This is a genomic window from Saccharomonospora sp. NB11, from assembly GCF_015910535.1.
Classification (GTDB): domain Bacteria; phylum Actinomycetota; class Actinomycetes; order Mycobacteriales; family Pseudonocardiaceae; genus Saccharomonospora.
This window is the reverse complement of sequence record NZ_JACBJG010000016.1, coordinates 34,458-58,460: the sequence shown is the minus strand read 5'-3', so window position 1 is coordinate 58,460 and position 24,003 is coordinate 34,458. Positions and strand designations below refer to the sequence as shown.

Here is a 24,003-nt window from a genome sequence, read left to right as displayed (position 1 = left end):
GTGACGGCCTCACGGGGGCGGGGACACGGGGCGTCCGGTTGGGCAGCGCCGCCACCAACACCACCCCGACCAGCAGCAGGGCCGTGCCGGTCCAGAACAGCGGCACCGTCGAGTACGCGGCGTTGGTGTGGGCGAGGGCGGACGGGATGTCGGAACGGGGTCCGGGCGCTGCGGCGGCCGGGTCGTCGTCCGACGTGCCGCCGTCGGTGGCGGGCTGCACCGGCTCGGTGCAGTCGACGCCGCCTTCTGGCGCGTACGCGCTCGCGCTCTGCTCGCCGACGGAGATCTGCGCCAGCGCCGACGGCAACGTCGCGGCCACGTCGTCCGGCAGGAGCTTCTTCAGGTGCTGCGTCGGCAGCACCCGGACGTCGAGCATGCGGGCGAGGGCGGAGACCTGGTGCCCGTCGAACGGCGCGGTCGCCGTCAGGGCCTCCTCGTCGAGTTCGGCGATGCTCAACCGCAGCACACCGATGTCGAGGACCCGCTCGGCCGCCGCGCCGGACAGAGCCTTCACTCCGCCGTCGACCTGTTCGGCGACCTCACCGATCACCGGAGCGTCCTTGACCTTCTCGTACCCGGGAAGCTGCTTCAGCGACGGAGCCGGCAGGCCGACGGGAATGTCGGCGGTCGGGTTCGCGGCGTCGAGCGTGAACAGCGTCTTGCCGTTGCGTTCGACGGTGAGGACGGGCGCGGTGTAGTCGACGGTGGACGTCTTCGCGTCGCCGGTCGACACGACCCGCAGCGTCGGCTGGCTGGCGACCTTGACGGTCAGTCCGAGCGGCGTGCCCTTGAGGACGTCGATCCGTCCGGCCTGCAAGGTCGAGATGGCTTCGACGGCCTTGTGGCCCTTGCCGAGGGAGTCGTGGTCGATCAGCCGCACCACCGAGCGCGTCGACAGCGCCTTGTCGACGCTGATCAGCGACCCGGTGCCGTCCGCCTTGGCTTTCGGTCCGGCCAGCAGCCCGCCGAGGTTGGCGAGCGAGCCCGGCAGCTCCGCGAGCGCCTCCCCGAGCTCCCCACCGGCGGCGGTGACGCGGTTCGTGTCCGGCATGGTCGGGATCGCGTTGACCAGCGACAGGCTCGCCGCGGAGGTGCCGGCGTCGGCGATGGTGCCGACGCACGGCCCGAGTGCCTCGTCCCAGCGGGCGTGGGCCCGGCCTTTGAGGGCGCTGACGTTCACGAGCGGGTTGTCCGGGGCTTCCAGCCCGGTGGAGAGCGCCTTGTCGTTGTCGGGCAGTGCCGTCTGCACGGCGGAACCCGGGGTCTGGGGGCTGTGGCCCGCGACGGAGAGCCCGGCGGGGGACGCCTCGGCGACGGAGCGCTCGTAGGCGAGTTGCGACTCGCTGTCGGCCCGGGCGTACGAGAGCCCGATGCCGCCCTCCAGCACGGACTGCTTCGGCAGATTCACCTCCCAGCCCGGCTGCGTGACGTCGGCGTCCATGGCCTCCGGCAGCAGGCGCAGCACACCCAGCGCGGTGCCCGCCTCGGCCATGACCCGTCCGGCGGGCTTGTCCTCGTCGGAGATCGGCGGTTGCCCCTCGTCGGAGGGAACGGGGGGTGGGGTGGTGGGAACGGTCTGCGCCGTGGCGGGTGCGGCGAGCAGTAGGAGCATCGCGGCAGCCGTGGGCAGGGCGAAGGCGTGAGCGCGACGGTGGCGCTTCCGGCACATGCGGACTAGTCCTCCTGGTGACCAACATGCCGACGGACGTTGTCGGCATCCTGATCAACGACGACGGCCCCCACCGGTGACGCGCAAAAGTGGGGTGGTTATACTCGTGGGCAGCCGGGTTCGCCCCGCGCCGCCTTAGCTCAGTCGGCCAGAGCGGCTCACTCGTAATGAGCAGGTCGGGGGTTCGATTCCCCCAGGCGGCTCCGCAAGAAGCCCCCTCCACGACGGAGGGGGCTTCTTCGTATCTCGGCGATCGTCACGGCCCGGCCCGGTCCGTAGGGTGTGCTCATGCCGCTGTTCTCCTTCGAGGGCAAGAGCCCCACAGTGCACCCGGAAGCCTGGATCGCTCCCACCGCGACCTTGATCGGCGACGTGGTGGTCGAGAAGGGCGCCTCCGTGTGGTACGGCGCCGTGCTGCGTGGCGACTTCGGTCGGATCGTGGTGCGCGAGGGCGCCAACATCCAGGACAACACCGTGGTCCACGTCAACGACGGCGTGTGCGAGATCGGTCCCCGCGCGACCGTCGGACACTCGTGCATCGTCCACGACTGCACCATCGGTGAGCAGGCGTTGATCGGCAACGGCTCCGTGGTGCTCGACAGGGCCGTGGTGGGCAGGCGCAGCCTCGTCGCGGCGGGCGCGACCGTCACGCCGAACACGCAGGTGCCCGAGGAGTCGATCGCGAAGGGCAGCCCGGCGAAGGACTTCAGCCCGCTCACCGCCTCGGCGAAGGCGTGGGTGGACCACAACGCCGAGATCTACCGGTCGCTCGCGCGTCGGCACGCCGAGGGCGTCGAGGAGATTCACTCCTAGGCCGCTCCGCCCGCCCGAGCCGTCACGACCGCCGTTCCCGGACGAACGAAATCGGGCCCCGCCGCGAGGTGCGACGGGGCCCGATTCGAGGTCAGCTCACTGCTTCTCGGCGGCAGCCCGCTCCTTCTTGCGGGCGGCCTCCCGGTCGTACGACCGGTTGATCTCGGCCTCGGCCTCGGCGCGGCTCACCCAGGTGGAGCCCTCGACGCTCTTGGCCGGCTCCAGGTCCTTGTAGACCTGGAAGAAGTGCTCGATCTCCAGCTTGTGGAACTCGTTCAGGTGGTGGATGTCGCGCAGGTGCTCCATGCGCGGGTCGTCCGAGGGGACGGCCAGGACCTTGTCGTCCGGGCCCTTCTCGTCGGTCATGCGGAACATGCCGATGGCCCTGCACCGGATCAGGCAGCCGGGGAAGGTGGGTTCCTGCACGAGCACGAGCACATCGAGCGGGTCGCCGTCCTGGCCCAGCGTGTCGTCGATGAAGCCGTAGTCGGCCGGGTACTGCGTGGCCGTGAACAGGGTCCGGTCGAGCCGGATGCGCCCCGTCTCGTGGTCCACCTCGTACTTGTTGCGCTCCCCCTTGGGGATCTCGATCGTGACGTCGAACTCCACGCCGTCCTCGCTGACTCGTCTCTCGTGCCGCCGTTCATCCGGTCACCCGGGCGGCTAATACATGATCACTTCGGTCTTCACTAGTGTGGACCACGCACCGGGTGGGCGTGGCACGCATGGTGTCAAATGTGACGTCTGCCCTCTTGACCGCGAGGAGGGACTTTGCCTGACGCCGGAGATGGTTCGGGCCCGAGATGGCCGTCGGCCGACCATGATCCTGAACGGGCGCCGGACAAGTCTGACTCTTCGTCGGAGCAGACGACAGTCAGAGTGAGCATTCCCACGAATGCGAATCGCAATCCTCCCGGCGCCCGCTCGACCGAGGAACCGGAGAGGCAGCCGACGTCGGACGAGCCGTCCTGGCCGGAGCGAAGCGTCGAGTCGGACTCCCGTCCGACGTCGTCGGCTGAGCACACCGCGCCGCCGGGCTTCGCGGGAGCCCAGGCGCGCACGCAGCAGTTGCCGCAGCCGTCACAGCCGCCGCAGCACTCCCGGCAGCCGTGGCAGTCGCAGCATCCGCACCTGCAGCAGGGCGCTCAGCAGCCGCAGTGGAGTGGGGCCGAGCAGCCGCGGCAGGGCGCTCACCACCCGCAGCGGGGCGGGGTCGAACACTCGCAGCAGGGCGCTCAGCAGCCGCAGCGGAGCACGGCCGAACAGCCCCAGGCTGCTCCGGAACGGCCCGCGCAGAATCCGCCCAGTCGGTCGCCGCAGCCGGAGCAGCAGCACCGTGGCGAGGCGTGGCCGCACCGAGCGCCCGCGCCGCCCCGGCCCCATCCGGGAGCCGTCCCGCCTGCGGGCAGACAGGCGTGGCCGCAGCGCATCGGCCCTGAGCACACGGGCGAGCAGCAGGTGGTGTCCCAGAACGATGCCCACGGCGTGCCGCGCACGCCGGAACCCGGTCCCGCGCGTCCTGCAGGAGGGGCGGACACCGGAACCCAGGCCGCGGTGGCGTCGGCGGCCGAGCCCGAGCCCGAGTCCGGTGGCCCCACCGACCCACCCGCCGCCGAGGCGACCGAGAGCGGTGGTGGCGGTGGCAGGCGTCGTCGACTGCTCGTGGCCGTCGCCGTCGGCGTGGTGGTGTTGCTGGCGGCCGGGGTCACGCTGGCGCTGCCGCCCGTGTCGAACCGGCTCGGACTGCCGTGGGCGCCGAACGCCCCGCTCGCCGACCCACCGGCGCCGCAGGACGTGCGACTCGCGCTGCAGGAGGCGGCGGCGTCCGGTGCCGCGCCCACACCGCAGGGGGTCGCCGCCGCGATCGAGGAGCTCGCCGCGGACTCCGATCTCGGGACACTCCACGGCAGCGTGGTGGACCCGGCGACGGGTCAGGTGCTGTGGGAGCGCGACGCCGATGTCCCGGCGACGCCCGCGTCGACCACCAAGGTGCTCGTCAGCGCCGCCGCGTTGTTGTCGCTCGACCACGACATGAGGTTGCCGACCAGGGTCGTGGCGGGCGACGAGCCCGGGACCGTGGTGCTCGTCGGTGGGGGTGACGTCACGCTGTCCTCGCTGCCGGTGGGCGAAGAGTCGATCTTCCCCGGTGCCGCGCATCTCGACGACCTTGTCGAGCAGGTGAAGGAAGCCACCGGAGGTGCCGTCGAGCGGGTCGAACTCGACCTGTCGGCCTACACCGGGCCGGAGACCGGAGCCGGGTGGGCGCCGGAGGACGTGCCGTCGACGTTCATGGTCAAGGTGCAGCCCGCGATGCTCGACGGCGGCCGGACGAACCCGAAGGACAAGGCGTCGATGGGCCAGTCCGACCCGGCGGGCAACCTCGCCGAGGAGTTCGCGAAGCGGCTCGGTGCAGAGGTCGGTGGTGAGACGACGGCTCCGGAGAACGCCGAGGTGCTCGGCGAGGTGTGGTCGGCGCCGGTCGACGAGCTGGTGCGGCACACGCTCGTGGAGTCCGACAACCTGCTGGGCGAGGTGCTGGCGCGGCAGGTGGCCGCCGAGGAAGGGCGGGAGCAGTCGTTCGAGGGCGGTGCCGCCGCGACCCTGGAAGTGTTGCAGCGCAACGGCATCGACGTCTCCGACGCGGAGTTGAACGACGGCAGCGGGCTGTCGCCGCGCAACTCCGTCCCGGCGGCGACGTTGACCCGGATCCTCCAGCTCGCCGCGGCCGAGAACGACGACGACGAGGTGACGGCCAAGCTCCGGCCCCTGCTCATCGGGCTGCCCGTGGCGGGCGGCAGCGGCACCCTCGCCCCGCGCTACGACGAGGAGTCGTCGGCGGCCGGACGTGGCTGGGTGCGGGCGAAGACGGGAACGTTGTCGGGGGTGCACACGCTCGCCGGCGTGGTGCTGACCGAGGACGACCGGGTGTTGACGTTCGCCCTGATGTCCGACGGCAAGGACCAGAACCGGGCCCGTGCGGCGCTCGACCGCATCGCGGCGGCCCTACGTGGCTGTGGTTGCCGCTGAGGGCGGGTAGCGTCGGAAGTCGAGGTGCCAACGCGGCGAAAGGACGACACGTGAGCGCATTCGGTGCCGACAGCGTGATGTCGACCGTCCCGAAGAAGTCGTCGTGAGTCAGGCAGCGCAGCGCGGGACGCCGACCCCGCTGGTGGACTGGTCGGTGGCCGCCTCGACGGGTGCCTACCTGGTCCGGGGTGGTCCCGTGGTCGACCGTGCGGAGGCGGAGCGAGTCGTCACCGAGCTGTCGTCCTTCACGGTGGAGGCCGAACGCCATGTCAGAGAACTGACCGGCCTGGGAACCGACCTGCCGCTGTTCCCCGGGGAGGTCGTCGACCGGCCTGGTTGGGTGCGGGCGGCGGCCTCGGGGTTGGAGGCGTTGACGACCAACGCCGTTCCGGACGACGCCAGGAGAGGGGCGCTCACGCCGCTGCTGGCGGGAAGTGCCGGTGTCCAGACGGGTGTGGTGCTGGCGTTCCTCGGCACGAAGGTGCTCGGTCAGTACGACCCGTTCGGCGGTGACGACCACACGGGACGGCTGCTGCTGGTGGCGCCGAACGTGGTCACTGCACAGCGCGCCATGCGCGTGTCCGGTCGGGACTTCCGGATGTGGGTGTGTCTGCACGAGTGCACCCACCGCCTTCAGTTCACCGCGGTCGACTGGTTGCGGGAGCACTTCGCCTCCGAGGTCGGCAGGCTGGTCACCGGGTTCGCCGAGTCGGACGGGCTGGGGACGTTGCTGTCCCGAGTCGCCGACAACGTGCGACAGCGTCGGGACGCGCGGGAGCCGGGCGCGGTGGGCCTGGCCGAGCTGGTCCAGACGCCGGCGCAGCGCGAGGTGTTCGACCGGCTGCTCGCGCTGTCCACGCTGCTCGAAGGGCACGCCGACTACGTCATGGACGCGGTCGGCCCGGAGGTCGTGCCGAGCGTGGCCGCGATCCGACGGCGGTTCACCGTCCGCCGTAAGGGCGGAGGCCCGCTCGACCGGCTCCTGCGCGCGTTGCTCGGGGTCGACGCGAAGGTGCGCCAGTACGCGTTGGGCTCCACCTTCACGCGCACCGTGGTGGACGCGGTCGGCATGGAGGGGTTCAACGCGGTCTGGACGTCGCCGAACACATTGCCGAGCCGCGACGAGATCAGGGACCCGAAGGCATGGCTGCGTCGCGTGCACTGACGCCCCGACGCCCCCGTCTCGACGCCGTGCTGGCGGTACGCCGAGCGGTGCGGACGTTCCTCGACGACCCCGCCTCGGAAGCTCACCTGGCGTCCGGCGAACTCGCGGTGGCCGTCTCCGGAGGCGCGGACTCGTTGGCGCTCGTCGAGGCGGCCGCCCACACGGCACGCCGTCGCGACCTGCGGGTGTGCGCGTTGGTGGTCGACCACCGGCTGCAGGACGGCTCCGCCGACGTCGCGGAGGTCGCTGCGCAGGAGTCGATGCGGTTGGGCGCGCACACGGCGAAGGTGTTGCCGGTGACCGTGTCGGGGCCGGGCGGGCCCGAGGCCGCCGCTCGTCGGGCGCGGTACGCGGTGCTGCGCGAACACGCGGGGGAAGGCACGTTGGTGCTGCTCGGGCACACTCTCGACGACCAGGCCGAGACCGTGCTGCTCGGCCTCGGCAGGGGATCGGGGTCGCGTTCCCTGGCGGGGATGCGGCCGCTCGACCCGCCGTGGGCACGACCGCTGCTGCGCACTCCGCGGGCCGTGACGCGGGCGGCCTGCGAGGAACTGGGACTCACGCCCTGGGAGGACCCGCACAACGCCGATCGACGGTTCCGTCGCGTGCGGGTGCGTCACGAGGTACTGCCGCTGCTGGAGGACGTCCTCGCCGGTGGGGTGGCCGAGGCGCTGGCCAGGACGGCGCGGCAGCTCCGGGAGGACTGCGAGGCCCTCGACGCGGTGGCGGAGGACGTTGCTCGACAGGCCCGCGACGGCGCGGCGCTCCGTGTGGCTGTGCTCGCCGCGGCCCCGCCCGCGATCCGGCGACGGGTCCTGCGCGCGTGGCTGCTGCGACACGGGGCGAAGGAGTTGGCCGACGCGCACCTGCGTTCGGTCGACGACCTCGTGGGGGCGTGGCGTGGCCAAGGCGGCGTTTTCCTACCCGGCGGTGTCGAGGTGAAGAGGGCTCATGAAAAGCTCGTTTTGAACAACCGCCAACCCACCACACAAGGGAGCTGACCGTGTACGAAGGCGACATCGCCTCCGTGCTCATCGCCGAGGAGCAGATCAAGGACAAGGTCGCCGAGCTGGCCGAGAAGGTCGCGGCGGACTACCCGGTCGACAAGACGACCTCCGACCTCGTGCTCGTCGGGGTGCTGAAGGGCGCGGTCATGTTCATGACCGACTTCGCCCGCGCGCTGCCGATCCCGGCGCAGCTCGAGTTCATGGCCGTCTCGTCCTACGGATCGTCCACCTCGTCCTCCGGCGTGGTGCGCATCCTGAAGGACCTCGACCGCGACATCGCGGGCCGCGACGTGCTCATCGTCGAGGACATCGTCGACTCGGGGCTGACGCTGTCGTGGCTGCTCAAGAACCTCGCCAGCCGCAACCCCGCCTCGCTCAACGTGTGTTCGCTGCTGCGCAAGAAGGAAGCGGTGAAGGTCGACGTGCCGGTGCGTTACGTCGGCTTCGACATCCCGAACGAGTTCGTCGTCGGCTACGGGCTCGACTACGCGGAGCGTTACCGCGACCTGCCGTTCATCGGAACGCTGGACCCGCGGGTCTACTCGTCGTAACGGTCCGGCATCGTCCGCGATTACTTCCTGCGAACACGGAACCCGAACAGGCGAGAACGCGTCGTAGACGTACCTCGAGTGCGTTAGCCTTAGCGAAGATCGCAGGTGCTGAGCCTAGTCGGGTTTGTGCTGGGGACAGGAGAGCGAACACATGCCGAATAGCAGCTACGCGGACGCCGCCGCGTTCAGGGAGGCCGCGGCGAAGGGTCAGGTCGGCCTCGACCCGGACGCCGCTCAGGCGGTTCTGAAGAAGATCCGTACCGGCAAGGACGCGGTCGCAGCCCTGCTCGACAACACCGGGTTCCTCGCGACCTCGCCCAAGCTGGGGGCCAACCCGGTGGGCGAGGCGATCGCCAACAAGTTCGCCGAGCGTGCGGCCGGTATGAACGACTCCTACGCCCAGGCCTTGCGCAACCTGTACACGCAGTACGACGAGGCCGAGCACGCGATCGTCGAGGCGATGAGTCGTTACGACGAGTTCGACAGCTCCACGGCCCAGTCGCTGCGCGGGCAGCTCTGATCACTAGGGGGAAGCGGAAGACATGTACGCGGACGAGAGCGGTGTCGACCAGCCCGGCAGGACGCCTGGTTCTCCGGGGTACGGCTACGGCGTGAACACCGGGCCGACGGATGTCCGATGCGTCATGCGTGACGAGGGTGCCGAGGTCGCCGACCTGGTCAACCGGGCGCGGAGCCGTTCGGACGGCTTCCAGTACGGCAGCGACCGCGCCATCGGTGCTCGCCCGAACTGGGCCGCCAGGGGCAGCGAGCAGTTGTACACCTACGCGACGGTGAACAACGAGCCGGCCACCGCGGAGGAACTCGGCCAGACCTGGGGCAACCACGGTGGCGAGCTGGCCCGCATCGCCGACGACCTCTACAACGCGATCAAGGAACTCGGCAGCGCGTGGGTCGGTCAGGGTGCCGGCGCCGCCCAGGGTGCGCTCGTGGGCATCGCCAACTCCAGCGCGCAGGCGTCCGAGGCGGCGCACACGATGCGCGACCGGCTCGCCCAGCAGGCCTCGGCGGCGGCCAAGCTGAAGACGATGCCGCAGCCCAAGGAGTTCGACCCGGCTGCGCAGATGGGCTCTCTGCTCGCCGGTGGTCCCGCCGCGATGGTCATTGACATGAAGCGGCAGCACGCCGAGGCCCAGGCGGTGAAGGCCCAGCAGATCATGTTCCTGGAGGCCTATACCGAGGAGCTGTCGCAGATCGACAGCACGACCCCGAGCTTCGGCCCGGAGTCGCTCGGTCTCAAGCCGCTCGGCAACGGGGTCGCGGTGGAGGCACGGTCGCTCGGTGCCTCCGGTACGTACTCCGTCTCCGGCGTCGACAGCGGTGCCCCGTACGGCTCCGCCGGTGTGCCGAAGGCGGCGGTCAACACGGCGGTCGACGCGTACACGAACCTCTCCAGCGCGGTCTCGACCGAGACCCACGGTGTCGCCACGGGTTCGGCGTCCACGACGGGCTCGGGTCAGGTGCCGGCCTCCGCGCCCACCGGCGGTGTCAACGCCGGGTCGGCGCTCGGGGCGGCTGCGGCCGGTGGCGCCGTCGGGTACGCGGGTCTCAAGGCGGCCAAGGGCCTGTCGGGCAAGCGCACCGGCGCGAAGGGTGAGGTCGCCACCTCCGACACGGTCGCGTCGACGGCCGACCGCAGCGGCAGCGTGGCTCCCAACGCCGTCGGTTCGGGTTCCGCGCCGGCACAGGGTGTCGCCACGGCGGCTCCCGCGCCGGGTGGCCCGGTCGGTGCCGCGCCGTCCCCGGCCGCCGCAGCCGGAGCGCCCATGGGCATGGGCGCTGGTGCGGGTCGCAAGGACGAGGACAAGGAGCACACGCACGCGTCCTTCCTCATCGAGCCGGATCCCGACGAGACCTTCGGCGCCACGGAGGCGGCCGCGCCGCCGGTGCTCGGTGCGTGGGGCCCGGACGAGGGGTGATGACACGTGCGCGTCCAGCTCACCGAGGTCGAACTCGACTTCCTGTGGGAGTCGAGCGGCCTCGGTGAACTGCCGTACCCGGTGACGGTGCGTTCCCACGGCGACACGCTGGAGGAACGCGCCGCTCTGCGCGTGCAGGTCCTCACCGACCTCGCGCGCCGTGGGCTGGCCGACGACAACGGTCGGCCCGTTCCCGCCCTGGAGGACGCCTTCGGGTGCCTGGCCAGGGCGGAGTTGAGTCTCGACTCCGTGTTGATCAGCGCTCCGAACGCCGAGGCACGCACCGCCGTCGCCGCGGCGGCGGGTGGCCACGGCGTCCTGCTCGTGCAGGAGGCGGGCACGGTGCGGCTGGAGGACGTGCCCACGGACGGGCTCGCGAGTGCCATCGTGGGGCAACTTCCCGGTGCCCCGAGAGGCCGCGAGAAGTCGATCAACATGCCGCTCGAACAACTCGTGGCCGGTCCGGGTGCCGACTTCATGCAGCGGCGGCCCACGACCTCCGACGGCACCACGGCGCGTGCCGACGACGACCGCAAGGCGTTGGCCCGACTGCACGCGCAGGAACGCGAGCGGGGAGGTCAAATCGGGGCCAACGCCAGGAACTCCTCGGGCGGGAAGAGTCGCTCACCGGTGCTCAGTTGGTTCGACACGGAGAGCGGCCGCTACCTCACGCAGGCCAGTAGAGGCCCCGACGGTCGTGACTGGATCGTCATCGCCCCGGCGGACGCTCCCACGCTGCGGCACCGGTTGTCGGAGATGCTGGCGTCCGTCGCACGGGCCACCGCCGTGAGTCTCTGACCGCTATCCTTCTCGATCACCACGGAAACGGTCGTCGCGACAGCAGTTCGGGGGACATCGTGTCTGCGCAGGAATTCTTCACACTCGCCACCTTCGACATCCTGTGGGAGAAGGCCGAGGTGGGAGAGCTTCCGTACCCGTTCACCGTGCCGTCGCACGGTGCCGACGAGGTCGAGCGCGCCGCGCTGCGCAAGCGTGTCGAGACGGAACTGGCCGCGAGGGACATCGACAATTCGCCGGTCCACCAGTGGCTTGAACTGCTGTCGAGGCCGTCGGTGAGCATCGACGCGCTGCACATCCCCGAGTTCCGGAAGCCGCCGATCGCCGCGCTGGCGGCTTCGGACGGCACCAAGGCCGTGCTCGCGGTGCAGGACGCCGACGGTGTCTGGCTCCGCCCGCTCTACCCCGACGGGCTCGCCTCCGCGATCGTCGACCTGCTGCCCGCGGGATCGCGAGGCACCGAGTCGTCCATCACCCTGCCGCTCGACGAGGCGATGCGGATCCAGCCCTCCCGGACCGCCGCCGCGAGCGCGACGGGCAAGCGGAGCGGCCTGGCCGACCGGTCGCACGACCCGGTCGAGACGTACGCACAGCTCATCGCGCAGCCACGGCTCCGAGGTGGGCAGCTCGCGGCCAACAGCCGTGACGAGGTGGGCGGCAAGCGTCGCTCGCCGGTGCTCGCGTGGTTCGACACCGCGTCCGGGCGCTACCTGAGCCTGTCCCGGACGGGACCGGACGGCCGGGAGTGGGTGACGGTCGCCCCGGCGGACGCGAAGACGTTGCGCAGTCGGCTGGGCGAGATGGTCACCGACGTCACACGCTGACAGCCGCGACGACGGACCGGGGAACACGGCGTCGAGGTCGGCCGTTGACAGTAACAGCATCCAGGAGCGCCCGGCATCTCACGGGAGCCGGACTGTACGCTGGTGGAACGGCGACTCCGTAGCGCCCGCGCATCTGTCAACACCGCGACGGCGGATGTCACAACCTACCGCCTAGCCAGGGAGGGTCGAGGCCACTACGGCCGGATCGAATGGACCGCAAGCGCCTGCTCAGGAACCCACTGCTGTGGATACTCGTGGTTCTGCTGCTGATCTTCGGCATCAGCACCCTCAGCGACAGTGACCGCGGCTACACCGAAATCCCGACGTCGCAGGCCATCGAGCAGATCCGCTCCGGCAACGTCAAGGAAGCGACGCTCGAGGACCGCGAACAGCAGCTCAAGCTGACCCTCGACAACTCGATCGCCGTCGACGGCCAACAGGTCGAGCAGGTCCTCACGAAGTTCCCGGCGGGCGCGTCCGACCAGCTCTACAACACGCTGCTCAACTCCAGCACCGGTGAAGAGAACGTCAAGTTCAACACCACCGTCACGCAGGAGAGCTTCTTCACCCAGCTTCTGATCTACATGATCCCGCTGGGCATCCTCGTGCTGTTGCTCATGTGGATGATGAACAGCGCTCAGGGCGGCGGCAACCGGGTGCTGAACTTCGGCAAGTCCAAGGCCAAGCAGCTCAACAAGGACATGCCGACCACGACCTTCAACGACGTCGCGGGCGCCGACGAGGCCGTGGAGGAACTCCACGAGATCAAGGACTTCCTCCAGAACCCGGCGCGTTACCAGGCGTTGGGCGCCAAGATCCCCAAGGGTGTGCTGCTGTACGGCCCGCCCGGCACCGGTAAGACGCTGCTGGCCCGTGCGGTGGCCGGCGAGGCCGGGGTGCCGTTCTACACGATCTCGGGTTCCGACTTCGTCGAGATGTTCGTCGGTGTCGGTGCGTCGCGGGTGCGGGACCTCTTCGAGCAGGCCAAGCAGAACGCGCCGTGCATCATCTTCGTCGACGAGATCGACGCCGTGGGCCGTCAGCGTGGTGCCGGTCTCGGTGGTGGCCACGACGAGCGCGAGCAGACGCTGAACCAGCTTCTCGTCGAGATGGACGGGTTCGACTCGCGCGGCGGCATCATCCTCATCGCCGCCACGAACCGTCCCGACATCCTCGACCCGGCGCTGCTGCGTCCCGGCCGCTTCGACCGCCAGATCCCGGTCTCCGCCCCCGACCTGTCCGGCCGGAGGGCGATCCTGGAGGTGCACTCGAAGGGCAAGCCGCTCGCCGACAACGTCGACATCGAGGCACTCGCGAAGCGCACGGTCGGCATGTCGGGCGCCGACCTGGCCAACGTCATCAACGAGGCCGCGCTGCTCACCGCGCGTCAGAACGGCACCGTGATCACCGACGCGGCGCTGGAGGAGTCGGTCGACAGAGTGATCGGCGGTCCGGCCCGCAAGAGCCGGATCATCTCCGAGCACGAGCGCAAGATCACCGCGTACCACGAGGGTGGTCACGCGCTGGCCGCGTGGGCGATGCCGGACATCGAACCGGTCTACAAGCTCACGATCCTGCCCCGTGGCCGCACCGGTGGGCACGCGTTGATCGTGCCCGAGGACGACAAGCAGCTCATGACGCGCTCCGAGATGATCGGCCGTCTCGTGTTCGCGATGGGCGGTCGTGCGGCGGAGGAACTCGTCTTCCACGAGCCGACCACGGGTGCGTCGTCTGACATCGAGCAGGCCACGAAGATCGCCAAGGCGATGGTGACCGAGTACGGCATGTCGCCGCGGCTCGGCGCGGTGAAGTACGGCCAGGAGCACGGTGACCCGTTCCTCGGTCGGTCGGCGGGCCGTCAGCCGGACTACTCGCTGGAGGTCGCGCACGAGATCGACGAAGAGGTGCGCAAGCTCATCGAGACGGCGCACACGGAGGCGTGGGAGGTTCTGACGACCTACCGCGACGTGCTGGACGACCTCGTGATGGAGGTGTTGGAGAAGGAAACCCTCCAGCGCCGAGACCTGGAGCGCATCTTCGCCTCGGTGGAGAAGCGGCCTCGCATCACGACGTTCAACGAGTTCGGCGAGCGGCTGCCGTCGGACAAGCCGCCGATCAAGACTCCGCGTGAGCTGGCGATGGAGCGCGGCGAGCCGTGGCCGCCCGAGAGCGAGAGCGACGACCGGAAGCCCGCCGAGACCGAGCCGGAGCCCACGCCGGTGGCCACCGCTCCCGGTGCCGGTGACCTGCCCGGAGGTCCGCCGCATGGACAGCCGGAAACCGCGGCCCCCTCGTCGACCTACAATCCGTACGCTCCCCCGTCCGGGGACGCCCAGCCGAACGGAACCCGGCGGAACAACAGCGGTGCGACTCCGTGGCCGTCCAACGGCGGCCAGCCGAGTGGCGGAAGAACCAACGCCGGTCCTCCGCACTACGGGGCTCCTCCGGGCTGGACTCCGGCGACGCAGCCGAGCGGACGCAGCGGATACCCGTGGCGCGACCAGAACCCCGCGCCGCAGCAGCCGCCTGCTCCGCCGACTCCGGACGCGAAACCGGCCGAGCGCAACGACGACAACGATCAGGACGGCAACACGCCTTCGTGATCGAGGAAGGCAGTGACGTGACGGGCAACGGTTACTCTCCGCTCGAAGTCGACGCGGAACTCCCCAGGGCCGGTCACGCGGTGTTCGACCAGGAGAGGGCGGAGCGCGCGATCCGGGAACTGCTGCTGGCATGCGGTGAGGACCCGGAGCGCGACGGTCTCAAGGAGACGCCGGCCCGGGTCGCGAGGGCCTACCGCGAGATGTTCGCGGGCCTGTACAGCGACCCGGATCACGTGCTCGACCGGACCTTCGACGAGAGCCACGAAGAGTTGGTGCTGGTCACCGACATCCCGTTGTTCAGCCTCTGCGAGCACCACCTCACCCCGTTCCACGGGGTCGCCCACGTCGGCTACATCCCCAACGGCCAGGGCAAGGTGACGGGCCTGTCGAAGCTCGCCCGGCTCGTCGACCTCTACGCCAAGCGCCCGCAGGTGCAGGAGCGGCTCACCTCGCAGGTGGCGGACGCGCTCAACCGCAAGTTGCGGCCCCGCGGCGTCATCGTGGTGGTGGAGGCCGAGCACCTGTGCATGGCCATGCGCGGGGTGCGCAAGCCCGGCGCTCGCACGACGACGTCGGCGGTGCGGGGCCTGTTGCAGACGTCCGCGTCCTCGCGGGCCGAGGCGTTGGAGCTCATCAAGGGCGGCCGCCGATGACTGGCCTACCGCGTCCGGGCCGGTGCGCGGTGATGGGAGTCCTCAACGTCACCCCCGACTCGTTCTCGGACGGTGGCCGGTACCTGAGCACGGAGGACGCCCTGGCGCACGCCCACGCGATGTGGCGCCGGGGTGCCGACGTCATCGACGTCGGCGGCGAGTCGACGCGTCCGGGCTCGCAGCGGGTGGACGCGGAGACGGAGTCGGCCCGGGTGCTGCCCGTGGTGAAGGCGCTCGCGGCCGAGGGGCTGGTGTTGTCGGTCGACACCACCCGTGCGCGGGTGGCCGAGGCCGCGATCGAGGCGGGTGCCCGGATCATCAACGACGTGTCCGGTGGGCTGGCCGACCCCGACATGGCGAAGGTCGCCGCCGACTCGGGAGTGCCGTGGGTACTCATGCACTGGCGGGGCCACAGCCGCCACATGAACGAACTCGCCCACTACGACGACGTGGTCGCCGACGTTCGCGCGGAACTGAGCGCGCGGGTGGACGACGCGATGGCCGCCGGGGTGCGTGAGGAAGCGATCGTGCTCGACCCTGGCCTGGGCTTCGCCAAGCACGCCGAACACGACTGGGCTCTGTTGCACGGGCTCGACGCCCTGCTCGACCTGGGCTTCCCCGTTCTGGTGGGGGCGTCGCGCAAACGGTTCCTCGGGCGGTTGCTCGCGGACGCCGAAGGGCAGCCGCGCCCGCCGTCGGGCCGGGAGGTGGCCACAGCCGCCGTTTCCACCCTGGCCGCCCACGCCGGTGCGTGGGGCGTGCGAGTGCACGACGTCGGCGCGTCGTTGGACGCGGTCGCCGTGGCCGAGGCGTGGCGGAGGGGCCGTGCCTGAGGGCGACCGCATCACGCTGACCGGCCTGCGGGTCTTCGGCAGGCACGGGGTCTTCGAGCACGAGAAGCGCGACGGCCAGGAGTTCGTCGTCGACCTCACGGTGTGGCTCGACCTGTCGGCAGCGGCGGAGTCGGACGAGCTGTCCGACACGCTGAACTACGGGGAGCTGGCCCAGCGCGCGGCCGACGTGGTGGCGGGCCCTGCCCACGACCTCATCGAGCGCGTGGCGGGCTTGATCGCCGAGGACGTGCTGCGGGACGAGCGGGTGCGTGCCGTCGAGGTCACCGTCCACAAGCCGTCCGCACCGATTCCGCTGACGTTCGCCGACATCGCCGTCACCGTGCGGAGGGAACGGCGATGAGCAGGGCGGTGCTGTCACTCGGGTCCAATCTGGGCGATCGCTACGGCTACCTGCGGCTCGCGGTGGACGGACTGCGGGACGTGCTCGTGGCCGTGTCGTCGGTGTACGAGACGGCGCCGTGGGGAGTGACGGACCAACCTGACTTCCTCAACGCCGTGTGCGTGGTCGACGATCCTGGTCGAGACCACTGGGCATGGCTGCGGACGGCCCAGGAGCTGGAGCGGCGTGCCGAGCGGGTCCGGGAACGGCGGTGGGGGCCACGGACGCTCGACGTCGACGTCGTGACCGTGGACGACGTTCGTTCCGACCATCCCGAGCTGTTGTTGCCGCACCCGGGTACGCCCGAGCGGGCGACGGTGCTGATCCCGTGGCTGGAGATCGACCCGGACGCGGTGGTTCCCGGCCGGGGGCGTGCCGATGCGTTGCTTGCGGCGTTGGGCGAGGACGAGCGCGCGGGCGTACGGCGGCGCTCCGAATTGACACTCTGACCGCGCGCCCGCTTCGACCGCGCCGAGTCGGTTCCCGAAATCGGTCCGGATTGGTGGAGCGAACCGGTGCGCGTCGATCCTCGGTACGGTGGTGACCATGCACTTCACGCGGGCCCGGGATCTCCTCCTCGCCGCGGTGATCGGCTTCGGTGCGACGTTCTCGCTGTATCGCGTCGCGTTCGGATCGCTGCCCGATCTGCCCACGCTGGCCGGGGTGACCTTGCTGGTCCTGGCTCTCGGTGAGACCGTGCTCGCCTTCTCCGTGCGGTCGCGAATCCGGGAGCGTCGGGTGGAGTCGGGGATCGGCATCGCCAGAGCGGTCGCGTTGGCGAAGGCGTCGTCGTTGTTGGGGGCGCTCATGGTCGGCGCGTGGCTCGGTGCGCTCGCCTACCTGGCACCCCGGTCGAGTGAAATCGTGGCGGCGGCGAATGACGTCCCGGCGACCGTCGTCGGCGCGTGTTGTGCGGGGCTGCTCATCGGTGCCGCACTGTGGCTTGAACAGTGCTGTCGCACTCCGAGGAACGGAGAGCGCGATCCGGACGGTCCACCGACCGATTAGCGCAGCCACGCTGCCGCTCGAAGTACCGGAAAGGTCTCGGAAGGATCACTGGACGGTACGGTGTGGGGCATGAGTGGCGTGGGCGAGGACTCGCGGGACCGATCAGCGGCGAAGCCGTGGCTGGCTGTTGGCTTTCTCCTCGCCATCGGCGCCACGCTGGCCTTGGTGCTGACCGACGACCTGCGGTGGATTCGACTCGCGGTCGTCGCCGCCTTGTGGGCCGCGTTGATCGGTGCGCTCATGGCGGCGAAGTACCGCAAGCAGGCCGCGGTGAACGAGAAGTCGGTCGCCAAGGCGCAGAAGATCTACGAGCTCGAACTCCAGAAGGAGATCGCCGCGCGGCGGGAGCACGAGCTGGAGATCGAGGCCGAGACCCGGCGACGGGTCGAGGAGGAGAAGCGCGACGAGCTGGAGGCGTTGCGGGAGGAACTGCGGAGTCTGCGGGACAACCTGCAGAACCTCTTCGGTGGCGAGGTGCTGTGGGAGCGCGTGGCCTTGACGGCGCAGTCGACCCGCATGCGCAAGCTCGGTGACGACCAGCGGCTCGTCACGGCGGGCGAGGCGGAGGGACGGCCCGCGCTCACGGTCGATGCCGAGCAGGCCGACCAGGACGACCCGCCGACCGAACTGATCGGCCGCATCCGCGACCTCGACGCCGAACCGGAGGACGACGCCGAGGAACCGATGATGCCCCGGGTGGAGCCTCCTCGCCGACGGGAACCCGGTGCCGGGCGCAGCCGCTTCGTCCCGCGCTCGGCGCGTCCCGCGGAGGACATGCGTCAGCAGCCCGGCGAGCCCGCCGCCCGTCGCGTGCCGCCTCGCCCGGGGTCGGCTCTGGCGAGGGCGAGCGAGGCCGCCAGCCGGGCCCGCGCGGAGATGTCCCGCCCGCAGCAGCGTCCGGTCGCGCCCCCGAACGGCCCGGCCGGTCCTGCCTACGCGCCGCGTCGGCCCGCCGACGCCGAGGCACCACGGCCTCCGGCTCCGCCGCGGGAGGGGCACCTGGCTCGCTCGCTGAACCCGGAGACTCCCGCACGCCCTCAGCAGCCCGCGGTGGAGGAGGCTCCCACGCGGACGCAACGCGCCGTGGACCCGCGGACGGCGGTCACGCCGCCGGTTCGGCCTGGTGACACCGACGGCAGGGGAACGGGCTACCGCGCACCCGTCGAGCCGCCACGGCGTCCGATGGAGCCCCGGCCGACCGAGTCGCCCGCAGAGGCGACTGTCGCGGCGCGGGTCGACCCGCCCGCGCCGACGCAGCCGGAGCCGAATCCGACGCTGCCTCCCGAGGTCAGGGACGCGACGCCGTCCGGCGGTCGCAGGCGACGTCCGGAGCCCGACGAGCCCGCGCCGTCCTCCGGCGGTGGTCGGCGGCGTCGCGACGACGACGAGAAACCCGCGTGGTTGGACTCGGCGGCGTCCGGTGCACGGCACTCCCACGCGGAGGAGAGCGAGCCCGAACCGGCGGGTTCCCACTCCGAGGGGCGCTCGGTGAGCGAGTTGCTCGCCGCGTACGGCGCGAGTGGTTCCCGACCTCGTCGTCGCCGCCGCGCCGACGACTGACGACTGGCGGCGTGTCCGTCGGGCGGTCTCGCTAAGGTTCCCGCGTGAAGGGAGCCACCACCGACCGTCAGCCTTCGTCGTCCTCCACGCTGCGCAGGCACACGCCTCGGCGAGTGACCGTGCTGCTGCCCCTGGTCGGGATCGCCTGCCTCGCCTTGTCGGGACTGCTCGTGCTGGGCCTGGCCACCGTGCGTGTGGGAGCGCTCGCGGTGTTGATCGGCGTGGTCGCGGCCGTGGTGCCCGTGCTGGTCGTCGTGGCCGCGTTCCTGTGGATCGACCGCTGGGAACCGGAACCCGCCAAGCTGCTGTTGTTGACCTTCGCCTGGGGCGCGTGCGTCGCGACGCTCACCGCGCTGCTGGTCAACGACACCGCTCAGGCGTTGGGGGACATGCTGCTCGGCAGTGGCCAGGGCGGCAAGGTGAGTGCACTGGTGTCGGCGCCGCTGGTCGAGGAGGCTCTCAAGGCCGTCCCCGTCCTCGTGCTCATGCGGCGACGCAAGCACGAGTTCGACGGGGTCGTCGACGGCATCGTCTACGCGGGCTTCAGCGCGGCGGGCTTCGCGTTCACCGAGAACGTCTACTACTTCGGCAGGGCGTTCGTGGACCACGGCCTCGGGGACGGGGTCTCGGCGGGTGTCTTCGCGGCGTTCCTGCTGCGTGGCCTGCTGTCGCCGTTCGCGCACCCGCTCTTCACGGTGTTGATCGGGATCGGCGTGGGGCTGGTGGTGCACTCGCGGCACCGCGGCTTGAAGTTCGGCGTGCCGGTGGCCGCCTACGTCGCGGCGGTGCTGCTGCACGCTCTGTGGAACGCCTCGGCGACGCTCGGGGGCGGTGACGTCTTCCTCAACGTCTACTTCCTGATCATGGTGCCGATCTTCACGGCCGTGGTGCTGATCATGATGTGGCAGCGGCGACGTGAGCAGCGCATCATCGAGGCGACCCTGCCGGGTATGGCCGAGGCCGGCTGGATCGCTCCCTCCGAGATCCCGTTGCTGGCCGATCTGCGGGAACGCAAGAAGTGGCGGCGGCAGGCGCGGGCGGAGTCCGGCAGGGAGGCGGCGAAGGCCGTGGCCGCCTACCAGGCCGCAGTGACCGAACTGGCGTTCGCGCGTCGCTGGGAGGGCTCACCCGTGTCGGAGCGGATGCGCACCGACTACCTGTCCATGCGCCAGGCGTCCCTGCTGGCCGTGTTGAAGGAGACCCGAGCCGAGGCGGTGCGGCTCGCGCGTGGCGGCGCCGACGGGTGAAGCTGGTCACCTCGTGGGCGTGCGCACGCGCAGGTGGGGCTAGTCTCGCGCCGTCGTCTGGTACCCGCGACACAGGGTGGGACTGGAACGAGCTTGGGAGTCGATGTGCGTCCAGTGGGGCACGCAGTGAGCCGCCCTGCGCGGCTTGCCGTCGGTGTGGTGTCGGCGGGCCGGGTCGGGAGCGTGCTCGGCGCTGCGCTCGCCCGTGCCGGTCATCCCGTGGTCGCCGCCTCGGCGGTGTCCGACGCGTCCGTGCAGCGAGCCGAACGGTTGTTGCCCGGCGTGCCGCTGCGACCACCGGACGAGGTGGTGAGCAGCGCCGATCTGGTGTTGCTCGCTCTGCCCGACGACGTGCTCGGCCCGATGGTGACCGGCCTCGCCAACGCCGGTGCGTTCCGGGCCGGACAGATCGTGGTCCACACGTGCGGGGCTCACGGAATCGGGGTCTTGCGGCCCGCGACGGAAGCAGGAGCCCTGCCTCTGGCGTTGCATCCGGTGATGACGTTCACCGGGGCAGTCGAGGACTTGCAGCGGCTCGACTCGTGCGCCGTCGGGGTCACCGCGGCGGACGACGACGATGTCGCCTGGAACGTGGGCGAGGCCCTGACCATGGAGATGGGCGCGGAGCCCGTCCGCCTTCCGGAGGCCGCCCGCCCCCTTTACCACGCCTCCCTCGCCCACGGTGCCAACCACCTCGCGACGTTGGTGGCGGACTGTGTGGAATTGTTACGGCGCAACGGCGTCGGTGAACCCGAGCGGCTCCTCGCCCCGCTGTTGTCCGCCGCGCTCGACAACGCCCTACGACACGGCGATCGCGCGCTCACCGGACCGGTCGCGCGAGGCGACGTGGGAACGGTGCGGACTCATCTGCGGGTGCTCGCCGAACAGGCTCCGGAGATCCGTCCCGCGTACACCGCGTTGGCCCGGCGGACCGCCGCCAGAGCGAGCGAAGCCGGGTTGCTCGACTCCGACGCCGCCCGCGAGATCACCGACCTGCTCGACAACGGACGTGAGGGCACGTGACCACATCGAAGATCACCCCGAAGTTCACCCGTGGCCAGGTGAACGTCTACCGCACACCGAACGACGTGCGCCAGGTCACCGCGGCGCTGCGCTCGGTGGGACGCAACGTGGCGCTCGTCCCCACCATGGGGGCGCTGCACGACGGGCACCGTGAACTGCTGCGGAGGGCGAAGCGGCTGCCCAACACCGTGGTCGCGGCCTCGATCTTCGTCAACCCGCTGCAGTTCGGTGAGGGCGAGGACTTCGACGCCTACCCGCGCACCCTGGAGGCCGACCTGGAGGTGTTGGCCGACGCGGGCGTTGAGATTGCGTTCACCCCGAGCGCGGAGGAGCTGTACGCGCCGAACGCGTCGGTCACCGTGCACCCGGGCCCGCTGGGGGACGAGCTCGAAGGTGCTTTCCGGCCCGGTCACTTCGCGGGCGTGCTCACCGTGGTGGCGAAGCTTTTCAACATCGTGCGTCCGCACTACGCGCTGTTCGGGGAGAAGGACTACCAGCAGCTCGTGCTCATCAAGCGCATGGTGGCCGACCTCGACCTCGACGTCCGGGTGCTGGGCGTGCCCACGGTGAGGGGGGCGGACGGCCTCGCGTTGTCCTCCCGCAACGTCTACCTGACGCCGGAGCAGCGGGAGCTGGCGACGGTGCTCTCCAAGGCATTGGTGGCCGGTGTGCACGCGGGTGGTCGGGGAGCGGAGGCCGTGCTCGACGCGGCGCGCAGCACGCTCGCGGCGCGCCCCGAGGTGGCCGTCGACTACCTCGAACTGCGTGACACGGAGTTGGGACCCCCGCCGGAGGACGGTGAGGCCCGGTTGCTGGTGGCGGCGCGGGTCGGCAGCACCAGGCTCATCGACAACGTCGGGCTCCTGCTCGGCGCGGCGGCCGAGTACGGCATCGAGCAGTGAGACGCGAGAGCTAGGAGAGGGAATCTCGCCATGTATCGGACCATGCTCAAGTCCAAGATCCACCGGGCGACGGTCACGCAGGCGGACCTGCACTACGTCGGTTCGGTCACCGTCGACAAGACCCTCATGGAGGCGGCGGACCTGCTGCCGGGCGAGCAGGTCACCATCGTCGACGTCACCAACGGCGCGCGACTGGAGACCTACGTCATCGAGGGCGAACGGGACAGCGGTGTGCTCGGCATCAACGGTGCCGCCGCGCATCTCGTGCACCCGGGGGACATCGTCATCCTCATCGCGTACGGCCAGATGGACTCCGCCGAGGCGGCGTCGTTCACGCCGCGGATCGTGTTCGTCGACGGAGAGAACCGGATCGTCGAACGTGGCGCTGACCCGGCGTCGGTGCCCGACGGGTACGGGCTGGCCAGCGGGGCGGTGACCGAAGGTTCCGCGCCCGCCGACGGCGAACTGCCGACCGCCGAGACGGCCGACGCCGCCCGGCTCGACGCGTTGCTGCACGCGGAGCACTGATTGCTGCTCACCGTCGACGTCGGCAACTCCAACATCGCCCTCGGCCTGCACACCGGTCGCGGTGAGGCCGCGCGCCTGGTGCGTGACTGGCGAATGCGCACCGATCCCCGCATGACCGCCGACGAGATGGCGCTGACGATGCGGGGACTGCTGGGACGCCACGCCGACGGAATCACCGGCATCGCCGCGTTGTCCACGGTTCCCGCCGTGCTGCGGGAACTGCGCGTGATGCTCGACCGGTACTACCCCGAGGTGCCCACGGTCATCGTCGAGCCGGGGGTGCGGACCGGGGTGCCGTTGCTCGTGGACAACCCCAAGGAGGTGGGTGGCGATCGGTTGGTGAACACCCTCGCCGCCCACCACCTGCACAACACGGCGTGCGTCGTCGTCGATTTCGGCACGTCGACCAATGTGGACGCCATTTCCGCGAAGGGTGAGTTCCTCGGCGGAGCGTTCGCGCCGGGAATCGACATTTCGGTCGACGCCCTCGCCTCCCGGGCCGCCGCGTTGCGGAAGGTCGAGCTCGTCAGGCCCCGCTCGGTGATCGGCAAGAACACCGTCGAGTGCCTGCAATCGGGGATTTTGTACGGTTTCTCCGGTCAGGTCGACGGACTCGTCAGAAGGATCGCCCGAGAGCTGACGGGCAGTTCCGGCGAGCCTGTCGAGGTGATCGCGACCGGTGGTCTTGCCCCACTCGTCGTGAACGAGTCCGAAACGATCACCGAACACGTGCCGCACCTCACGCTCCTGGGCCTTCGGCTCGTTTTCGAGAGGAACACCGCCGACCGGAACGTTCCTCCGGGTCGCCGCGCACGGTCCTGAGCACGTCGTTCTCGTTTCCGCCAGTTCGCCGAGCGGGATTGTGTTGGCCGCATAAGGACATGCCAACGACCCAGACAATGGCTGAAGTTGATTTGCGTTATTCTGCACGTGCGGGTAACAATATGCTCGGTCAAGGCTTTTAGCTCGGGCGCGGGCACCACGTGATCTCAGCATGTCCCAAGCAGGAGGAATCAGATGGCGCAGAAGGTCCTTGTCTCCCTCGTGGACGATCTGGACGGGTCCGAGGCGGAGGAGACCGTCGAGTTCGGTCTCGACGGCGTCAACTACGAGATCGATCTCTCCGCCGAAAATGCGGAAGAATTGCGTGACGCTCTTGCTCAGTACGTCGAGCACGCTCGCCGGGCCGGTGGGCGGAAGCGGACGTCGAGCCGGAGTGCCGTGAAAGCTCCTGCCCGCTCGGCTGCTGTGGATCGCGAGCAGAACCAGGCAATTCGCGCCTGGGCGCGGAAGAACGGTTTCGAGGTCTCGGATCGTGGACGCATCCCGTCCGAGGTCGTGGAAGCGTACCACCGCAGGAACTGAAAGACTCTCTGCGGTATGGCCTCTCGGGTCCGGCTCGGGAGGCCATATTCAGTTTCACCTCCCTGCTTGGTTACTTTCTGTCGCCGCGCG

The 24,003-nt window shown here is 70.4% G+C and carries 25 protein-coding genes and 1 tRNA gene; 23 read left to right on the top strand and 3 right to left on the bottom strand.

All coding sequences use genetic code 11. The annotated features are described in order from the left end of the window. On the bottom strand, nt 1-1,669 hold a 1,669-nt coding region (locus JAV51_RS19755; protein ID WP_197322246.1), incomplete at its 3' end, for a hypothetical protein. A 129-nt stretch (nt 1,670-1,798) separates the two neighbouring features. Here JAV51_RS19755 and JAV51_RS19750 point away from each other — a divergent pair. Together JAV51_RS19750 and JAV51_RS19745 are read left to right on the top strand one after the other, a co-directional pair. Next, nucleotides 1,799-1,872: transfer RNA gene (locus JAV51_RS19750), tRNA-Thr, on the top strand. Nucleotides 1,873-1,957: 85 nt separating this feature from the next. Next, a complete protein-coding gene (locus tag JAV51_RS19745; protein ID WP_197322245.1) occupies nt 1,958-2,482 on the top strand; it encodes a gamma carbonic anhydrase family protein in 525 nt (174 codons plus the stop codon). Nucleotides 2,483-2,578: 96 nt separating this feature from the next. Here the strand turns inward: JAV51_RS19745 and JAV51_RS19740 are convergent, their stop codons facing one another. Beyond that, the gene (locus JAV51_RS19740; protein WP_197322244.1) at nt 2,579-3,091 is read right to left on the bottom strand and encodes an inorganic diphosphatase; all 513 of its coding nucleotides are present in this window, start codon (nt 3,089-3,091) and stop codon (nt 2,579-2,581) included. 471 nt (nt 3,092-3,562) lie between these two features. Continuing rightward, complete coding sequence (locus tag JAV51_RS19735; RefSeq protein ID WP_197322243.1) at nt 3,563-3,964, bottom strand: hypothetical protein; 402 nt, start codon at nt 3,962-3,964, stop codon at nt 3,563-3,565. Here JAV51_RS19735 and dacB point away from each other — a divergent pair. The 21 genes from dacB (at nt 3,944) to JAV51_RS19630 (ending at nt 23,913) form a co-directional block, all read left to right on the top strand. Beyond that, complete coding sequence (dacB, locus tag JAV51_RS19730) at nt 3,944-5,509, top strand: D-alanyl-D-alanine carboxypeptidase/D-alanyl-D-alanine-endopeptidase (protein WP_307845950.1); 1,566 nt, start codon at nt 3,944-3,946, stop codon at nt 5,507-5,509. The two genes, JAV51_RS19735 and dacB, sit on opposite strands and share 21 nt — an antisense overlap. A gap of 103 nt (nt 5,510-5,612) precedes the next feature. Continuing rightward, entirely contained in the window at nt 5,613-6,674 is a 1,062-nt protein-coding gene (locus JAV51_RS19725; protein ID WP_307845949.1) for a zinc-dependent metalloprotease, read from the top strand. Then, nucleotides 6,653-7,675, top strand: coding sequence for a tRNA lysidine(34) synthetase TilS (tilS, locus tag JAV51_RS19720; protein ID WP_197322242.1), 1,023 nt, complete (start codon nt 6,653-6,655; stop codon nt 7,673-7,675). Before JAV51_RS19725 ends, tilS begins: the two co-directional genes overlap by 22 nt. Before the next feature lie 2 nt (nt 7,676-7,677). After that, the gene (hpt, locus tag JAV51_RS19715) at nt 7,678-8,232 is read left to right on the top strand and encodes a hypoxanthine phosphoribosyltransferase (RefSeq protein ID WP_197322241.1); all 555 of its coding nucleotides are present in this window, start codon (nt 7,678-7,680) and stop codon (nt 8,230-8,232) included. 151 nt (nt 8,233-8,383) lie between these two features. Beyond that, nucleotides 8,384-8,752, top strand: a complete 369-nt coding sequence (locus JAV51_RS19710; protein ID WP_197322240.1) for a hypothetical protein — start codon at nt 8,384-8,386, stop codon at nt 8,750-8,752. A gap of 22 nt (nt 8,753-8,774) precedes the next feature. Further along, nucleotides 8,775-10,169 (top strand): hypothetical protein, encoded by a 1,395-nt coding sequence (locus tag JAV51_RS19705; protein ID WP_197322239.1) that lies wholly within the window; start codon nt 8,775-8,777, stop codon nt 10,167-10,169. 6 nt (nt 10,170-10,175) lie between these two features. Continuing rightward, the gene (locus tag JAV51_RS19700; RefSeq protein ID WP_197322238.1) at nt 10,176-10,967 is read left to right on the top strand and encodes an ESX secretion-associated protein EspG; all 792 of its coding nucleotides are present in this window, start codon (nt 10,176-10,178) and stop codon (nt 10,965-10,967) included. Nucleotides 10,968-11,026: 59 nt separating this feature from the next. Then, complete coding sequence (locus JAV51_RS19695) at nt 11,027-11,791, top strand: ESX secretion-associated protein EspG (protein WP_197322237.1); 765 nt, start codon at nt 11,027-11,029, stop codon at nt 11,789-11,791. A 209-nt stretch (nt 11,792-12,000) separates the two neighbouring features. Then, nucleotides 12,001-14,394 (top strand): ATP-dependent zinc metalloprotease FtsH, encoded by a 2,394-nt coding sequence (gene ftsH, locus JAV51_RS19690; protein WP_197322236.1) that lies wholly within the window; start codon nt 12,001-12,003, stop codon nt 14,392-14,394. Further along, complete coding sequence (folE, locus tag JAV51_RS19685) at nt 14,391-15,047, top strand: GTP cyclohydrolase I FolE (RefSeq protein WP_197322235.1); 657 nt, start codon at nt 14,391-14,393, stop codon at nt 15,045-15,047. The genes ftsH and folE overlap by 4 nt, the downstream gene beginning before the upstream one ends. A gap of 32 nt (nt 15,048-15,079) precedes the next feature. Next, nucleotides 15,080-15,880, top strand: a complete 801-nt coding sequence (folP, locus tag JAV51_RS19680) for a dihydropteroate synthase (protein ID WP_231642730.1) — start codon at nt 15,080-15,082, stop codon at nt 15,878-15,880. Next, a complete protein-coding gene (folB, locus tag JAV51_RS19675; RefSeq protein ID WP_197322233.1) occupies nt 15,873-16,241 on the top strand; it encodes a dihydroneopterin aldolase in 369 nt (122 codons plus the stop codon). Before folP ends, folB begins: the two co-directional genes overlap by 8 nt. After that, nucleotides 16,238-16,729: a 2-amino-4-hydroxy-6-hydroxymethyldihydropteridine diphosphokinase gene (folK, locus tag JAV51_RS19670; RefSeq protein WP_197322232.1), complete on the top strand. Its 492-nt coding sequence runs from the start codon at nt 16,238-16,240 to the stop codon at nt 16,727-16,729. Before folB ends, folK begins: the two co-directional genes overlap by 4 nt. A 97-nt stretch (nt 16,730-16,826) precedes the next feature. Beyond that, nucleotides 16,827-17,288, top strand: a complete 462-nt coding sequence (locus JAV51_RS19665) for a DUF3180 domain-containing protein (protein WP_197322231.1) — start codon at nt 16,827-16,829, stop codon at nt 17,286-17,288. A gap of 69 nt (nt 17,289-17,357) precedes the next feature. Next, nucleotides 17,358-18,848 carry a DUF6779 domain-containing protein gene (locus JAV51_RS19660; protein WP_197322230.1) on the top strand — a complete coding sequence of 497 codons (1,491 nt, stop codon included), beginning with the start codon at nt 17,358-17,360 and terminating at the stop codon, nt 18,846-18,848. Between the two features lie 44 nt (nt 18,849-18,892). Continuing rightward, the gene (locus JAV51_RS19655) at nt 18,893-20,095 is read left to right on the top strand and encodes a PrsW family intramembrane metalloprotease (protein ID WP_307845948.1); all 1,203 of its coding nucleotides are present in this window, start codon (nt 18,893-18,895) and stop codon (nt 20,093-20,095) included. A 126-nt stretch (nt 20,096-20,221) separates the two neighbouring features. Further along, complete coding sequence (locus tag JAV51_RS19650) at nt 20,222-21,118, top strand: Rossmann-like and DUF2520 domain-containing protein (protein WP_197322229.1); 897 nt, start codon at nt 20,222-20,224, stop codon at nt 21,116-21,118. Continuing rightward, nucleotides 21,115-22,020, top strand: coding sequence for a pantoate--beta-alanine ligase (gene panC, locus JAV51_RS19645; protein ID WP_197322228.1), 906 nt, complete (start codon nt 21,115-21,117; stop codon nt 22,018-22,020). Before JAV51_RS19650 ends, panC begins: the two co-directional genes overlap by 4 nt. Before the next feature lie 30 nt (nt 22,021-22,050). Beyond that, nucleotides 22,051-22,548 carry an aspartate 1-decarboxylase gene (gene panD, locus JAV51_RS19640; RefSeq protein WP_197322227.1) on the top strand — a complete coding sequence of 166 codons (498 nt, stop codon included), beginning with the start codon at nt 22,051-22,053 and terminating at the stop codon, nt 22,546-22,548. Beyond that, nucleotides 22,549-23,370: a type III pantothenate kinase gene (locus JAV51_RS19635; RefSeq protein ID WP_197322226.1), complete on the top strand. Its 822-nt coding sequence runs from the start codon at nt 22,549-22,551 to the stop codon at nt 23,368-23,370. 195 nt (nt 23,371-23,565) lie between these two features. After that, nucleotides 23,566-23,913, top strand: a complete 348-nt coding sequence (locus tag JAV51_RS19630; protein WP_005441653.1) for an Lsr2 family protein — start codon at nt 23,566-23,568, stop codon at nt 23,911-23,913. Nucleotides 23,914-24,003 lie beyond the last annotated feature (90 nt).

Bases quoted from the DNA above. Each gene is read 5' to 3' on its own strand.
- JAV51_RS19710 (WP_197322240.1), top strand. From the start codon at position 8,384: ATGCCGAATAGCAGCTACGCGGACGCCGCCGCGTTCAGGGAGGCCGCG.
- JAV51_RS19660 (WP_197322230.1), top strand. From the start codon at position 17,358: ATGAGTGGCGTGGGCGAGGACTCGCGGGACCGATCAGCGGCGAAGCCG.
- ftsH (WP_197322236.1), top strand. From the start codon at position 12,001: ATGGACCGCAAGCGCCTGCTCAGGAACCCACTGCTGTGGATACTCGTG.
- JAV51_RS19630 (WP_005441653.1), top strand. From the start codon at position 23,566: ATGGCGCAGAAGGTCCTTGTCTCCCTCGTGGACGATCTGGACGGGTCC.
- folK (WP_197322232.1), top strand. From the start codon at position 16,238: ATGAGCAGGGCGGTGCTGTCACTCGGGTCCAATCTGGGCGATCGCTAC.
- JAV51_RS19745 (WP_197322245.1), top strand. From the start codon at position 1,958: ATGCCGCTGTTCTCCTTCGAGGGCAAGAGCCCCACAGTGCACCCGGAA.
- folP (WP_231642730.1), top strand. From the start codon at position 15,080: ATGGGAGTCCTCAACGTCACCCCCGACTCGTTCTCGGACGGTGGCCGG.
- panD (WP_197322227.1), top strand. From the start codon at position 22,051: ATGTATCGGACCATGCTCAAGTCCAAGATCCACCGGGCGACGGTCACG.
- tilS (WP_197322242.1), top strand. From the start codon at position 6,653: ATGGCTGCGTCGCGTGCACTGACGCCCCGACGCCCCCGTCTCGACGCC.
- JAV51_RS19705 (WP_197322239.1), top strand. From the start codon at position 8,775: ATGTACGCGGACGAGAGCGGTGTCGACCAGCCCGGCAGGACGCCTGGT.
- JAV51_RS19665 (WP_197322231.1), top strand. From the start codon at position 16,827: ATGCACTTCACGCGGGCCCGGGATCTCCTCCTCGCCGCGGTGATCGGC.